Source organism: Phyllobacterium sp. SL163 (genome assembly GCF_049896885.1).
GTDB classification, from domain to species: domain Bacteria; phylum Pseudomonadota; class Alphaproteobacteria; order Rhizobiales; family Rhizobiaceae; genus Phyllobacterium; species Phyllobacterium calauticae.
The window spans coordinates 140,255-153,580 of record NZ_JAFCVE010000002.1; the positions used below are offsets into that span (position 1 = coordinate 140,255).

14 protein-coding genes are annotated in these 13,326 nt (G+C 60.8%); 5 read left to right on the plus strand and 9 right to left on the minus strand.

The window, feature by feature from the left end; genetic code table 11:
• Positions 1–243: 243 nt before the first annotated feature.
• From ACP7B1_RS04220 to ACP7B1_RS04260, 9 genes are all read right to left on the minus strand, one after another.
• The gene (locus tag ACP7B1_RS04220; protein ID WP_346307836.1) at positions 244–1,281 is read right to left on the minus strand and encodes a sulfate/molybdate ABC transporter ATP-binding protein; all 1,038 of its coding nucleotides are present in this window, start codon (positions 1,279–1,281) and stop codon (positions 244–246) included.
• An 11-nt stretch (positions 1,282–1,292) separates the two neighbouring features.
• Positions 1,293–2,177 (minus strand): sulfate ABC transporter permease subunit CysW, encoded by an 885-nt coding sequence (gene cysW / locus ACP7B1_RS04225; protein ID WP_223612244.1) that lies wholly within the window; start codon positions 2,175–2,177, stop codon positions 1,293–1,295.
• Complete coding sequence (cysT, locus tag ACP7B1_RS04230; RefSeq protein WP_403169255.1) at positions 2,167–3,027, minus strand: sulfate ABC transporter permease subunit CysT; 861 nt, start codon at positions 3,025–3,027, stop codon at positions 2,167–2,169. The genes cysW and cysT overlap by 11 nt, the downstream gene beginning before the upstream one ends.
• A 4-nt stretch (positions 3,028–3,031) precedes the next feature.
• The gene (locus ACP7B1_RS04235; RefSeq protein WP_346307837.1) at positions 3,032–4,063 is read right to left on the minus strand and encodes a sulfate ABC transporter substrate-binding protein; all 1,032 of its coding nucleotides are present in this window, start codon (positions 4,061–4,063) and stop codon (positions 3,032–3,034) included.
• A gap of 226 nt (positions 4,064–4,289) precedes the next feature.
• Positions 4,290–4,466: a hypothetical protein gene (locus ACP7B1_RS04240; protein ID WP_346307838.1), complete on the minus strand. Its 177-nt coding sequence runs from the start codon at positions 4,464–4,466 to the stop codon at positions 4,290–4,292.
• A gap of 17 nt (positions 4,467–4,483) precedes the next feature.
• Positions 4,484–4,990: a hypothetical protein gene (locus ACP7B1_RS04245; protein WP_346307839.1), complete on the minus strand. Its 507-nt coding sequence runs from the start codon at positions 4,988–4,990 to the stop codon at positions 4,484–4,486.
• Positions 4,971–5,129, minus strand: a complete 159-nt coding sequence (locus ACP7B1_RS04250) for a hypothetical protein (RefSeq protein ID WP_346307840.1) — start codon at positions 5,127–5,129, stop codon at positions 4,971–4,973. Before ACP7B1_RS04250 ends, ACP7B1_RS04245 begins: the two co-directional genes overlap by 20 nt.
• Before the next feature lie 252 nt (positions 5,130–5,381).
• Positions 5,382–6,083 (minus strand): GntR family transcriptional regulator, encoded by a 702-nt coding sequence (locus ACP7B1_RS04255; RefSeq protein ID WP_426136569.1) that lies wholly within the window; start codon positions 6,081–6,083, stop codon positions 5,382–5,384.
• A complete protein-coding gene (locus ACP7B1_RS04260; RefSeq protein WP_346305105.1) occupies positions 6,080–7,462 on the minus strand; it encodes a formimidoylglutamate deiminase in 1,383 nt (460 codons plus the stop codon). The genes ACP7B1_RS04255 and ACP7B1_RS04260 overlap by 4 nt, the downstream gene beginning before the upstream one ends.
• Positions 7,463–7,547: 85 nt before the next feature.
• Between ACP7B1_RS04260 and hutI the strand changes: the two genes are divergently transcribed.
• From hutI to ACP7B1_RS04285, 5 genes are read left to right on the plus strand one after another with little or no spacing between them, the layout of a single operon-like run.
• On the plus strand, positions 7,548–8,741 hold the full coding sequence (gene hutI, locus ACP7B1_RS04265) for an imidazolonepropionase (RefSeq protein ID WP_346305104.1): 1,194 nt from the start codon (positions 7,548–7,550) through the stop codon (positions 8,739–8,741).
• A gap of 2 nt (positions 8,742–8,743) precedes the next feature.
• On the plus strand, positions 8,744–10,285 hold the full coding sequence (gene hutH / locus ACP7B1_RS04270; protein WP_346305103.1) for a histidine ammonia-lyase: 1,542 nt from the start codon (positions 8,744–8,746) through the stop codon (positions 10,283–10,285).
• Complete coding sequence (gene hutG / locus ACP7B1_RS04275; protein WP_346305102.1) at positions 10,282–11,088, plus strand: N-formylglutamate deformylase; 807 nt, start codon at positions 10,282–10,284, stop codon at positions 11,086–11,088. The genes hutH and hutG overlap by 4 nt, the downstream gene beginning before the upstream one ends.
• Positions 11,085–12,755 carry a urocanate hydratase gene (gene hutU, locus ACP7B1_RS04280; RefSeq protein WP_346305101.1) on the plus strand — a complete coding sequence of 557 codons (1,671 nt, stop codon included), beginning with the start codon at positions 11,085–11,087 and terminating at the stop codon, positions 12,753–12,755. The genes hutG and hutU overlap by 4 nt, the downstream gene beginning before the upstream one ends.
• Positions 12,755–13,306, plus strand: a complete 552-nt coding sequence (locus ACP7B1_RS04285) for a HutD/Ves family protein (RefSeq protein ID WP_346305100.1) — start codon at positions 12,755–12,757, stop codon at positions 13,304–13,306. The genes hutU and ACP7B1_RS04285 overlap by 1 nt, the downstream gene beginning before the upstream one ends.
• The last annotated feature ends 20 nt before the right edge of the window (positions 13,307–13,326 follow it).

Consider the following 13,326-nt stretch of genomic DNA (forward strand, 5'->3'; position numbering starts at 1 on the left):
CCACCACTTTCATCCTTGCCGATCAGTTTTGATGAAAATGAGTCAGATTGCCATTTGTTTATCTTAAGCAATTCGTAGCGGGCTGCACAGGGGCACAGCGCGCAAACTCCTTTGCGGCTGTTTGCGAACGGGATGGGCTTTGTGAACAGACTGTTTCTGTTTTGGTGAACAAGCCTATGACGACCGGGCAGCAAAAAGCCGGAGCTCATGGAACTCCGGCTTCGGGGACAGAGGCCGAAAGGGTCAGGCCTGCGGGAAGACCCGCCAATGCTTCGGCCGAAAGGCGACGCGGCTCTTTTCCCGGGCCGGATGATCGGCCGGAATTTCAATCTCGACGCGTTCCGCCGCGCCGCCGATTTCGAGCTCCACGCGCCTTGTCGCACCGACACGGCGGCTGGCAATGACGGTTCCAGCAATGCAGCCGCCGCAACCGTCGATCAGCTCAACATCGTGCGGACGGAAATAAAGCGTCGCGTTGCCGTCGGGTGCATCGCTTTTCAGGCCGAGTGTGCGGTCCGCAAGCCATACTTCGCCATTGTCGATGCGTACGGTCAGCGAACTTGATTCGCCAATGAAGCCATAGACAAACGGCGAATTGGGCGTGTCATACACCTGATCCGGCGTTCCGATCTGCTCGATCTTGCCCTGGCTCATTACCACCACCCGGTCGGCGAGCTCCAGGGCTTCGTCCTGGTCATGGGTCACGAAAACCGTCGTGTGCATCGTCTTGTCGTGAATTTCCCGCAGCCAGCGGCGCAGCTCCTTGCGCACTTTCGCATCCAGTGCGCCGAACGGTTCGTCGAGCAGCAACACGCGCGGTTCGATCGCCATGGCGCGGGCAAGGGCAACGCGCTGGCGCTGGCCGCCGGAAAGCTGGGCCGGATAGCGCTTTTCCAGGCCGCCGAGCTGGACGAAATCGAGCAGCTCCGACGAACGGCGGCGGATTTCCTCATTGCTCGGCCGGCTGGCGGAGGGGCGAACCTTGAGCCCGAAGCCGACATTGTCGATCACGGTCATATGGCGGAACAGGGCGTAGTGCTGGAACACGAAGCCGACATTGCGCTCCTGCACGGATTTGAGCGAAGCATCCTCGTCGCCGAAAAACACCTTGCCTTCGGTCGGGGTTTCCAGCCCGGCGATCAGGCGCAGGAGCGTCGTCTTGCCAGAACCGGAGGGGCCGAGCAGTGCAATCAGTTCACCCGAATTGATATCGAGCGATACGTCGTGCAACGCCGGGAAGCGATCGAATTCCTTGCGCACACCACTTACGCGAACGTCCATGTTTATTCCTCTCAGTGTCCGCCATTGGCTGCCAGTTCCGCACCGTATCTCAACTCCAGCAGGGTCTTGAGAACGAGCGTCACCAGCGCCAGAAGCGCCAGAAGCGAAGCCACCGCAAAAGCAGCGACCGTATTGAATTCATTATAGAGAATTTCGACCTGCAGCGGCATCGTGTTGGTCAGGCCGCGAATATGGCCTGAAACGACGGATACCGCGCCAAACTCCCCCATGGCCCGGGCGTTGCACAGAAGCACGCCGTAGAGCAAGCCCCATTTGATGTTGGGGAGGGTGACATGCCAGAAGGTCTGCCAGCCATTGGCCCCGAGGGAAAGCGCCGCTTCCTCGTCGGTCGTGCCTTGCTCCTGCATCAGCGGGATGAGTTCGCGCGCCACGAAGGGAAATGTCACGAACACCGTTGCGAGCACGATGCCGGGAACGGCGAACAGGATCTCGATTCCCTGTGATTTGAGCCAGGGGCCGAGTGCGCTGTGCGTGCTGAACAAAAGCACGTAGACGAGACCCGATATTACAGGGGAAACCGAGAACGGCAGGTCGATCAGCGTCGTCAGGAATGCCTTTCCCTTGAACTCGAACTTGGCAATGGTCCAGGCCGCCACCACCCCGAAGACGAGATTGAGTGGAACGGCAATGGCCGCCACCAGAAGGGTCAGGCGGATCGCGGCGAGCGCATCATGGTCGGCGAAGGCTGCGAAATAGGCGGCGGGGCCCTTGCGGAAGGCCTCGAAGAAAACCGCAATCAGGGGCAGAAGCAGGAACAGGCCGAGAAAGACCAGCGCCACCCCGACGAGGATGAAGCGCGCCGTGCGGCTTTCGGTGGTTGCCGGATGCCAGACATTGGACGCAGCTTCCGGCGGTTGCGGCAACTCATGTCGCATAGCCATACCTCCTGCGGCTCCAGGCCTGGATCAGATTGATGACGAAGAGCATCGTGAACGAAATCAGGAGCATGATGGCGGCGATGGCCGTTGCGCCGGTATAATCGAACTCTTCCAGGCGAATGACGATCAGCAGCGGCGCGATTTCCGAGATATAGGGAAGGTTCCCGGCGATGAAGATCACCGAACCATATTCGCCGACCGCGCGGGCGAAGGCGAGGGCAAAGCCAGTGAGGATTGCCGGAGTAAGGCCGGGCAGCAGCACGCGTGAGATGGTCTGGAAGCGCGTCGCGCCGAGGGTGGCCGCCGCTTCCTCCACTTCCTTGCGGATTTCTTCCATGACCGGCTGCACCGTGCGCACGACAAAGGGCAATCCGATGAAGATCAGCGCGATGGTGATACCAACAGGCGTGAAGGCAACCTTGATGCCCAGCGGATCGAGCCAGCGGCCGATCCAGCCGTTTTTCGAATAGAGGGCTGTCAGGGCAATGCCTGCAACGGCGGTAGGCAGGGCGAAGGGCAGATCGACGATGGCATCGATGATCCGGCGGCCGGGAAAGCGGTAGCGCACCAGAACCCAAGCCACGATAACGCCGAACACGACATTGATCAGGGCGGCGATCAGCGATGTGCCGAAGCTGATTTTCAAGGCGTTCAGCGTGCGCGCGTCCGTCGCGACGTGCCACATGCCGCCCCAGCCCAGCGAGGCGGAGCGCCAGACCAGTCCAGCCAGCGGGATGAGGACGATGAGGGTCAGGTAGGCAAGAGTGAAGCCGAGCGTCATTCCGAACCCTGGAATAACACTCGGCCTCTTAAACCGCCAACCTGCCTTGGCAAGGTTGGAGATCATGCTGTTACTTTTTCGGCTTGTAAATCTGGTCAAACGTTCCGCCATCTCCGAAGTGATAGGGCTGTGCTTTTGCCCACCCGCCGAAGATTGGATCATCGATTGTCACCAGTTTCAACTCCGGCAGTTTTTTCAGGAGATCCGCCGATACCAGCTTGGGCTCGGAAGGGCGATAAAAGTGCTTCGCTGCAATGGTCTGGCCTTCTGCCGAGTAGAGATACTGGAGATAGGCTTCAGCCACCTTGCGCGTGCCCTTGGCATCGACATTGCCGTCGACAACGGCAACGGGCGGCTCGGCAAGGATGGATTGCGGCGGCACGACAATGTCGAATTTGTCGGCACCGAATTCATCGGAGGCAAGATAGGCTTCGTTTTCCCAGGCAAGCAGCACGTCGCCAAGTTCACGCTGGGCAAAGGTCGTGGTCGATCCGCGTGCGCCCGAGTCGAGCACCGGGACATGCTGGAACAGATTGCCGATATAGTCCTTGACCTTGGCTTCGTCGCCGCCGTACTGGCCATTGGCCCAGGCCCAGGCCGCAAGATAATTCCAGCGCGCCCCGCCCGATGTCTTGGGGTTCGGCGTGATGACTTCGACGCCATCCTTGATGAGATCGCCCCAGTCCTTGATGCCCTTCGGATTGCCCTTGCGGACCAGGAAGACAATGGTTGACGTATACGGTGCGGAATTGTGCGGATATTTGGTGCGCCAGTCAGGATTGATCTTTTTGGTTGCCTTGGCGATGGCGGAGATGTCGCTTTCAAGTGCCAGCGTCACCACATCGGCATCGAGCCCGTCAATCACCGAACGGGCCTGCGCGCCGGACCCGCCATGCGATGTCTGGATGGTCAGCGTTTCCCCGGTATCCGCCTTCCATTTCGCCGCAAAAGCCGCGTTGTAGTCCTTGTAGAGCTCGCGGGTCGGGTCATACGAGACGTTCAGCAGCGTCGTATCCGCATGGGCGGCAGACAGCGATTGAAAGGAAACTGTTGCGGCGAATAAAGCAGCCGCAAGCGATAGGGATATACGGGAATGTTTCATGCCTGCCTCCGTGTAGTGTGACCTAAAGCGTAGCAGAGCGTCCCGCAGAGCGGGCGTTGGAAAGAATTCCTTTTATATCGATAAATTAGAAAATTCTACCTGAATACCATAGTCTACAGAAATGGTAGTCTATTCCGGATCGGTGGTGGAATTTGACCGCAGCAGGATTCTTTCATGGCGGCAAGGAAGTGGTACCGGCCTGCGGCCGGTACCGGGCTGGAGGCCCTTATTTGCGTATCAGCAGGTCAACCGGTGTGATCTCTGCGACTTCGGTGTATGTGCTGGTCACTGTCCTGGCTTCGATCGAGGCACGCACTGTGAGTGGCGTGACAAAGATCGCCAGTGTCAGCAATGCGGTGGCGGCGATTGAAAGGCGTCGTTCCATGCGTGCGTTGATGATCATTGGTTTTCCCCTTCGTCCTAGTGGTATTTTGCCCGCAGCGGGCGGGAAATGATGTCGTCAATGGCAAATTTCGGGATCGGCAAAAGCACCTGATCCAGCTCGGCCAAGGTTTCGGCAAAACCGATGGCTGCATTCTCAACCTCTTCCTGGCGGGAGGGGCATGCCATGGCATTGAGGCAGGTTCGTGCCGCAAGCATGTCGCAATTTTGAAGTCCGGCGATCAGCCCCAAAGTCAGGCATTCTTCCTTGCACACATGGTGCGAGCCGAATGGAAATGTCTTCAGCGGGCACAGGGCACAGTGGCGCAACGTGCGGATGAAGAACGAGAGTTCCGACAGGGCGCGGTTGCCTTCACGGCTGCCGAGAATGTCGCTGTACAGGCCAAACGCCATTTCCCAGGCAATCACCGAGCCGGTTTCAAAGCCGGCAGTCCACCGGCGATAGCCTTCCAGCACGAGCTTTTCCGGAGCCCGGTCGAAATAGCAGCCTGTCCCTTGCCCTGCTTCAGATGCGCGTGGATACATGCCCACTCCCATCCTGTTCATTGTTGCGGCATGGGCGGGCAACGGGCGGCGTCAGCCGGTTCAGGCCGGATGCGGGACGTGGAAGCTGCGCATGCAGCGTGAAAACCACGCGCAGGCGTGGCAGAAAAAGACCTATCATAGGGTCCTCCAATCGAACGGGTTCAAGGCCCAGACATCAAAGGTATGCACTCGTGTGCTTGTGCATAAAGGCAATGACTTATTCCAAAGTCAAATGATAATTTTCGAAAAGCATGAAAAATATCAATAACTTAGAATGATTCTAGGAAATTATGAGTTTTTTAGTAGACAATTGTTCTGGCAAGCTGACAAATCATCGCACCCCCGATGGCGCGCGACGATCCATTTCTTGCGTCATCAAGCCGAATGTCTTCTAGAGCTGTGTGACCATGCGGTGCGAGGCGGGGTGGATCATCCGCACGAATGTGATCGGCTTCTGCGGCACAAAGGTGACGCGTTCCACGATGAACACGGCGTCCTTTTCGCTGACACCGAGAATGTCAGCCTCCTGCGCGCTCGCCACGCCGGCGTGAAAGACGATTTCGGCCTGCGAGAACGGTGAGTGGGTCACCAGCCATTCGTTCGGGCTGATGGTCTCGAATGTCTCGCCGCGAATGGAAGGCACCGCATCGAGATTGATCCAGCGATCCTCATATTGATACGGCTTACCGTCGGAGAGGTGCAGGCAGCGCACATGCAGCATGTCCTTGGCCTTGGCGAGACCCATGCGGCGGGCCACATCTCCCGGTGCTTTCTCCACCTGGTTGGAAAGCAGCCTGAACTGGTAGGTGCCGCCCTTTGTCTCGATTTCCTGCCGGACGATGGGAATGACGAAGCGCGCTTCCCGCATCGGGTGCAGGGCAACCCGGGTTCCGGCCTTGCGCTTGCGCACGAGGACGCCGCCCCGCGCCAGTTCCTGCAGGGCGCGGTTGACCGTGGCGCGGGCGCAGCCGAATTCAATGGACAGCACTTCCTCTCCGGGAATCAGTGCACCGGGTGCCCAGACCCGCTCGGCGATGCGCCGGGCCATTTCCGCTTTGATGGCATGGAAGGATTTTCGTGATGTTGCCGTCACACCCGCTCCAGAACCGACGCAAGCCGCGTCTTGTAGGTTGCAAAGATTTGTTCCCGCGCGTGGTGGCGTCCCTCATGCACCACATGACGGCCCGCCGACCACACATCGGTCACCGCGTGTCTGTCGCCTGCAAAAATCCAGCCGTCAAGCAACCGGTCACCCCGCAGGCCGAGGATCGCGGGGTTATCGGCATCGAGTGCAACCATGTCGGCCCATTGTCCAACGGCAAGACTGCCGCCCCTGCGGCCCAAGGCCTGCATTCCGCCCGCAAGCGCGGTGTCATAGAGCGTACGGCCGTTCGATTTGCCGTCAATAGAAAGCGTGACCCGTGAGACATCGCGCAAACGCTGGCTGTATTCGAGCTGCCGCAGTTCCTCCGATGGCGAAATGCGGATGTTGGAATCCGATCCCGTACCGAACCGCCCGCCCGCACCCAGGTAGCGCACGCCATCAAAAATGCCATCGCCAAGGCTTGCCTCGGTCAGCGGGCAGAGGCCGACCACCGCGCCGCTGGCAGCAACGCGCAAGGTCTCTTCCGGTGTCATGTGCGTCGAATGAATGAGGCACCAGCGCTCATTGACGGGCAGATGGTCAAGCAGCCAGCTCATGGAGCGCTGGCCATAGGCTGCCTGCACCTCTTCCAGTTCCGGCAGCTGTTCGGCGATGTGGATGTGGAAGGGCATGGCGGCAAACCGGCGCTCGAGCTCCAGAAGGTCGCGTTCGCTGACGGCGCGGATCGAATGCGGTGCGATGCCAAAGCCCGCATCGGGACCTGTTTGCCGCGCGGCTTTTTCCGCGGCCTGCGCCAGTTTGGAAAAGCGCTCGACATCATTGCCGAATCGCAATTGCCCGCCCGCCAGCGCGCGTCCGTCCACGCCGCCCTGCGCATAGGCAACCGGCAGCAGCGTCAGGCCGATACCGCTCGCACTGGCGGCAGCGGCAATGCGCTCCGACAATTCGCCGAGGCTGGAATAGGGGGTGCCGCCCGGCTGGTGATGGACGTAGTGAAATTCGGCCACGCTGGAATAGCCGGATTCGAGCATTTCGACGAATGCGAAGGCAGCGATGGCCTCGATATCGTCGGGATCGAGAATATCGAGGAAACGATACATGATTTCGCGCCACGTCCAGAAACTGTCGCGGCCTGCCGGGCTACGCGCTTCGGAAAGGCCGGCCATGGCCCGCTGGAATGTGTGGCTGTGCAGATTGGCCTGCGCCGGGAGGAGAACAGCGGTGCGATGACTGTCGCCGGGCGCAGTGCTGTTTGCGTCCACAGACGCTATCTGCCCGCTCGCGCCGATCTGCACGAGGACGTCGCGTTCCCAGCCTTTTTCCGTGAGGGCCGTGCTCGCAAAAACAGATTTTTTGGCTTCGCTCATTTCTTCTCTCATCCCCGGATTGACATAATATGTATATACATAATAACGTCATGAGCAAGCACTAATGGGGATGGTATCAAGGCCGATGAGGAAAATTCTGTCCGGATTGAGGATTGCGACGCTGGAGAACACCGGTGCGCCCTATGGCCTGATCGACACGGGTGCGATCGGCATTGAAGGGGACCGCATTTCCTGGGTTGGCACCGCTGTTCCGGATGACTGGAAAGCTGTCGAGGTGCAGGATTTCGGTGACCGCCTGGCGACGCCGGCGCTGATCGACTGCCACACTCATCTGGTTTTCGGCGGCAACCGCGCGCGTGAGTTTGAAATGCGCCTCGAGGGCGCCAGCTATGAGGAAATCGCCCGGGCTGGCGGCGGCATTGTTTCCTCGGTGAAATCGACCAATGGTCTGTCGGAAGATGAACTGGTCGCGCAGAGCCTGCCGCGGCTTGACACCCTGCTGGCGGAGGGCATTTCCACCGTTGAAATCAAATCCGGCTACGGCCTCAACATCGAGACTGAGCTGAAAATGCTGCGGGTGGCGCGCCGCCTCGCCACGCTGCGTCCCGTGCGCATCAGCACCAGCTATCTCGCTGCCCATGCGGTGCCGCCGGAATATCGCGGCCGCGCGGATGATTATATCAGCGAGGTTGTGCTGCCGGGTCTCGACGCCGCCCATGCGGAAGGTCTGGTCGATGCGGTCGACGGCTTTTGCGAAGGTATTGCCTTCTCGCCGGCCCAGATCACACGTGTGTTTGACCGGGCGAAAGCTCTCGGCATTCCGGTCAAGCTGCATGCGGAACAGCTGTCCAATCTCGGTGGTGCCAAGCTTGCCGCATCCTATGGCGCACTGTCTGCCGATCATCTTGAATATCTCGACGAAGACGGCGCCAAGGCCATGGCCGCCGCAGGCACGGTTGCGGTGCTTCTGCCCGGTGCCTTCTATGCATTGCGGGAAGAACAGGCGCCGCCGGTCAAAGCTCTGCGCGCAGCCGGTGCCCGCATCGCCATCGCCACGGACTGCAACCCCGGTACATCGCCGCTGACATCGCTGCTCCTGACCATGAACATGGCCTGCACCCTGTTTCGCCTGACCGCCGAGGAAGCGCTGGCGGCTGCAACGCGCGAGGCAGCGCATGCGCTGGGATTGCAGGATGACATTGGCACCATCGCTCCCGGCAAACGTGCCGAAATCGCCATCTGGAACGCCGCGCAGCCCGCAGAACTCTGCTACCGCATCGGCTTCAATCCCCTCCATCAGCTCATCTTGAAGGCTTGACCATGACTGTCGTTCTCCACCCCGGTTCCGTTCCTCTGGCTGAACTGGAAAAAATCTATTGGCAGGGCACGCCTGTCAGGCTCGATGCCTCGTTTCATAAGGGGATTGCCGCCGCAGCTGCGCGCATCGCCGAAATCGCAGCCGGCAGCGCGCCGGTCTATGGCATCAACACCGGCTTCGGCAAGCTTGCTTCGATCCGCATCGACGCCGCCGATGTGGGGACGCTCCAGCGCAATCTGATCCTGTCGCATTGCTGCGGTGTCGGCAATGCACTGCCGGAAAACATTGTCCGCCTGATCATGGCCCTGAAGCTGATCTCGCTCGGCCGTGGTGCTTCGGGCGTGCGCCCGGAACTGATCAGCCTTATCGAAGCGATGCTGGCCAAGGGCGTCATTCCTGTCATTCCCGAGAAAGGTTCCGTGGGCGCTTCCGGCGATCTGGCACCGCTGGCGCATATGGCCGCGGCGATGATCGGCGAGGGCGATGTGACCTTTGGCGGGACGCGGATGCATGCCAGCGAAGGCCTCGCCAAGGCCGGCCTCACGCCGGTCGTGCTCGCCGCCAAGGAAGGGCTTGCGCTCATCAACGGCACGCAGGTTTCAACGGCGCTGGCGCTCGCGGGCCTGTTCCGGGCGCACCGCTCGGCGCAGTCGGCGCTGATCACGGGTGCCCTGTCCACCGATGCGGCGATGGGTTCTTCAGCGCCGTTCCACCCCGATATTCACACGTTGCGCGGCCATCGTGGCCAGATCGATACGGGCGCCGCGCTGCGCCGCCTGCTCGAAGATTCGCCGATCCGCGAAAGCCATATCGAAGGCGACGAGCGCGTCCAGGATCCCTACTGCATCCGCTGCCAGCCGCAGGTCGACGGCGCCTGCCTCGATCTCTTGCGCATGGCGGCGCGTACGCTGGAAATCGAAGCCAATGCGGTCACCGACAATCCGCTGGTGCTCAGCGACGGCTCGGTGGTATCGGGCGGCAACTTCCATGCGGAACCCGTTGCTTTCGCCGCCGATCAGATTGCGCTTGCCATCTGCGAAATCGGCTCGATCGCTCAGCGCCGCATCGCACTGCTCGTCGATCCGGCATTGAGCTACGGCCTGCCCGCTTTTCTGGCCCGCAAACCGGGTTTGAATTCCGGCCTGATGATCGCCGAGGTCACCTCAGCGGCGCTGATGTCGGAAAACAAGCAGATGTCGCATCCGGCGTCCGTTGATTCCACGCCGACCTCGGCCAATCAGGAAGACCACGTGTCCATGGCCTGCCACGGCGCGCGCCGCCTGTTGCAGATGACGGACAATCTGTTCTCCATCATCGGCATCGAGGCACTCACCGCCGCGCAGGGCATCGACCTGCGCAGCCCGCTGCAGACCAGCCCGGAACTCACCCGCGCCCATGCCGCGATCCGTTCCGTCGTGCCGACGCTGGATGAGGACCGCTACATGGCGCCTGACCTGAAAGCCGTGTCCGATCTCGTCGGTTCCGGCGCCCTCAATGCTGCCATTTCTCCCGACATCCTGCCAGCACTGGATACCGGCCTATGAGTGTTGTTGACGTCAAGCAGGGGGCGTCCCCGGTCATTCTTGGCCTGCCGCACACCGGCACCGAGGTTCCCGCCGATATCTGGGCGCGGCTGAACGAGAACGGACAACTGCTGGCCGATACGGACTGGCATATCCATACGCTTTATGACGGGCTTCTGCCGGAAGCGACGACCGTTCGTGCCACCTTCCACCGTTATGTGATCGACGCCAATCGCGATCCGGAAGGCGTCAGCCTCTATCCCGGACAGAACACCACCAGCCTCATCCCGGAAACGGATTTCGACGGCAGGGCCATCTGGCGTGACGGCGAAAAACCCGCCGCCGCCGATACGCAAAAACGGCTTGAGCATTTCCACAAGCCCTATCACGCCGCCCTGGCGGCGGAGATCAAGCGCGTGCAGGACATTCATGGCCTCGCCATTCTCTATGATTGCCACTCCATCCGCTCGCACATCCCGTTTCTGTTTCAGGGCAAGCTGCCGGATTTCAACATCGGCACCAATCAGGGCACAAGCTGTGCGCCCGAAGTGGCTGCAGCAACCGGCCGCTTTGCCTTTGCCGCACCGGGCTATGACGGCGTGATGAACGGACGCTTCAAGGGCGGCTGGACCACGCGCCACTACGGCAAGCCGGAAAAGGGTGTGCATGCCATCCAGATGGAGCTGGCGCAGTCCACCCATCTGCAGACCGAAGCGCCGCCCTTTGCCTATGACGAGACGAAGGCCGAGCGCCTGCGCAAGCATCTCAAGGACATTCTCGAAAATCTCGAACAAACCGCCTTCAAGCTCGGGAGCTTAAAATGAACAATCCACGTCACAATATCCGCGAAATCCGCAGCCCCCGCGGTCCGGAACTCAATACCAAATCCTGGATGACAGAAGCGCCCCTGCGCATGCTGATGAACAATCTTGATCCGGATGTGGCCGAAAACCCCAATGAACTGGTGGTCTATGGCGGCATCGGCCGCGCCACCCGCACATGGGACGATTTCGACAAGATCGTCGCGACCCTGAAGACCTTGAACGAGGACGAGACCCTGCTGGTGCAGTCCGGCAAGCCGGTCGGCGTGTTCCGCACCCATGCGGATGCGCCGCGCGTCCTCATCGCCAATTCCAACCTCGTTCCCCATTGGGCGACATGGGATCATTTCAACGAACTGGATAAGAAGGGCCTGGCCATGTACGGCCAGATGACCGCCGGTTCGTGGATCTATATCGGCACGCAGGGCATCGTGCAGGGCACCTATGAGACCTTCGTCGAGGCGGGCCGCCAGCATTATGGCGGCAATCTCAAGGGCAAGTGGATTCTCACCGGCGGCCTTGGCGGCATGGGCGGCGCACAGCCACTGGCCGCCGTCATGGCCGGTGCCTGCTGCCTCGCCATCGAATGCAATCCGGATTCGATCGATTTCCGCCTGCGCACCCGTTATGTCGATGCCAAGGCGGAAACACTGGACGAAGCCCTTGCAATGATCGACCGCTGGACCAAGGCCGGTGAAGCCAAGTCCGTCGGTCTCCTCGGCAATGCAGCGGAAATCCTGCCGGAACTGGTGCGCCGCGGCGTGCGCCCCGACATTGTTACCGACCAGACCTCGGCGCATGATCCGATCAATGGCTATCTGCCCAAGGGCTGGTCGATCGCCGAATGGAAGGCTAAGCGCGAAAGCGACCCCAAGGCTGTGGAAAAGGCTGCCCGTGCCTCCATGCGCGAGCATGTGGAGGCGATGATCGCCTTCTGGAACGCCGGCGTGCCGACGCTCGACTATGGCAACAATATCCGTCAGGTCGCCAAGGACGAAGGACTGGAAAATGCGTTCGCTTTCCCCGGCTTCGTGCCCGCCTATATCCGTCCGCTGTTCTGCCGCGGTATCGGTCCGTTCCGCTGGGCGGCGCTGTCGGGCGATCCGGAGGATATCTACAAGACGGACGCCAAGGTGAAGGAACTCACCCCCGGCAATACCCATCTGCACAACTGGCTCGACATGGCGCGCGAGCGTATCGCCTTCCAGGGCCTCCCCGCCCGCATCTGCTGGGTCGGCCTCGGTGATCGGCATCGCCTTGGCCTTGCCTTCAACGAAATGGTGCGCAACGGCGAACTCAAGGCACCCATCGTCATCGGGCGCGATCACCTCGATTCCGGTTCCGTCGCCTCGCCGAATCGCGAGACCGAAGCGATGAAGGACGGTTCGGATGCGGTTTCGGACTGGCCGCTGCTCAATGCCCTGCTCAACACGGCATCGGGCGCCACATGGGTCTCGCTGCATCATGGCGGTGGTGTCGGCATGGGCTTCTCCCAGCATGCGGGCATGGTGATCTGCGCCGACGGTACGGATGATGCCAAGCGCCGCATCGAACGGGTTCTGTGGAACGATCCGGCCACCGGCGTCATGCGCCATGCGGATGCGGGCTACGAGATCGCCATCGATTGCGCCCGGGAAAAGGGCCTCAACCTGCCGGGTATTCTCGGCTGATGCGCATCCTGCGTTCGACCGGGCACCGGCGGATGCCTTGGAAAAACGGCAAGGGTGTCACCACCGAGATCGCCGTTTTTCCTGAAGGCGCATCGGTCGACAGCTTTGACTGGCGTATCAGCATGGCAAACGTTCCGGATTCCGGCCCGTTCTCGGCCTTTCCGGGCATCGACCGCGTGCTGGCCGTGCTGGAAGGCGAAATGGTGCTGGGCGTGGATGGCCGGCCGTCTGAAACGCTCGGTCCATTGTCTCCGGCGATTGCCTTTCCCGGCGATACCCCGACGAGCGCAGTGGTGCTGCGCGAGGTTACGGACCTCAACGTCATGGTCCGGCGCGGGACGTTTTCGGCGCGGGTTCGCAGGATGGTTGATGCGTCAATCAAGGCGGATGCTGCGCAAACATTTGTGGTTCTGCGCAGTGATGCGAAGCTGACTTCAGGCGAAACACTCGGCTCGGATGATGTATTGCATCTCGCCGGCGCCGAAACGGTGACGTTCAAAGATGTACCCTCGAGCGCATGGCTGGTGGAGATCGACCGTCTTCCTGCCTAGGCGATCCGGCATTTGTCGCT

Excerpts from the sequence above, each read along its gene's own strand:
- cysT (WP_403169255.1), bottom strand. The coding sequence starts at position 3,027 with ATGATCTCCAACCTTGCCAAGGCAGGTTGGCGGTTTAAGAGGCCGAGT.
- ACP7B1_RS04220 (WP_346307836.1), bottom strand. The coding sequence starts at position 1,281 with ATGGACGTTCGCGTAAGTGGTGTGCGCAAGGAATTCGATCGCTTCCCG.
- ACP7B1_RS04285 (WP_346305100.1), top strand. The coding sequence starts at position 12,755 with ATGCGCATCCTGCGTTCGACCGGGCACCGGCGGATGCCTTGGAAAAAC.
- hutG (WP_346305102.1), top strand. The coding sequence starts at position 10,282 with ATGAGTGTTGTTGACGTCAAGCAGGGGGCGTCCCCGGTCATTCTTGGC.
- ACP7B1_RS04260 (WP_346305105.1), bottom strand. The coding sequence starts at position 7,462 with ATGAGCGAAGCCAAAAAATCTGTTTTTGCGAGCACGGCCCTCACGGAA.
- ACP7B1_RS04240 (WP_346307838.1), bottom strand. The coding sequence starts at position 4,466 with ATGATCATCAACGCACGCATGGAACGACGCCTTTCAATCGCCGCCACC.
- ACP7B1_RS04245 (WP_346307839.1), bottom strand. The coding sequence starts at position 4,990 with ATGTATCCACGCGCATCTGAAGCAGGGCAAGGGACAGGCTGCTATTTC.
- hutH (WP_346305103.1), top strand. The coding sequence starts at position 8,744 with ATGACTGTCGTTCTCCACCCCGGTTCCGTTCCTCTGGCTGAACTGGAA.
- ACP7B1_RS04235 (WP_346307837.1), bottom strand. The coding sequence starts at position 4,063 with ATGAAACATTCCCGTATATCCCTATCGCTTGCGGCTGCTTTATTCGCC.
- cysW (WP_223612244.1), bottom strand. The coding sequence starts at position 2,177 with ATGCGACATGAGTTGCCGCAACCGCCGGAAGCTGCGTCCAATGTCTGG.
- ACP7B1_RS04250 (WP_346307840.1), bottom strand. The coding sequence starts at position 5,129 with ATGATAGGTCTTTTTCTGCCACGCCTGCGCGTGGTTTTCACGCTGCAT.
- hutI (WP_346305104.1), top strand. The coding sequence starts at position 7,548 with ATGAGGAAAATTCTGTCCGGATTGAGGATTGCGACGCTGGAGAACACC.
- hutU (WP_346305101.1), top strand. The coding sequence starts at position 11,085 with ATGAACAATCCACGTCACAATATCCGCGAAATCCGCAGCCCCCGCGGT.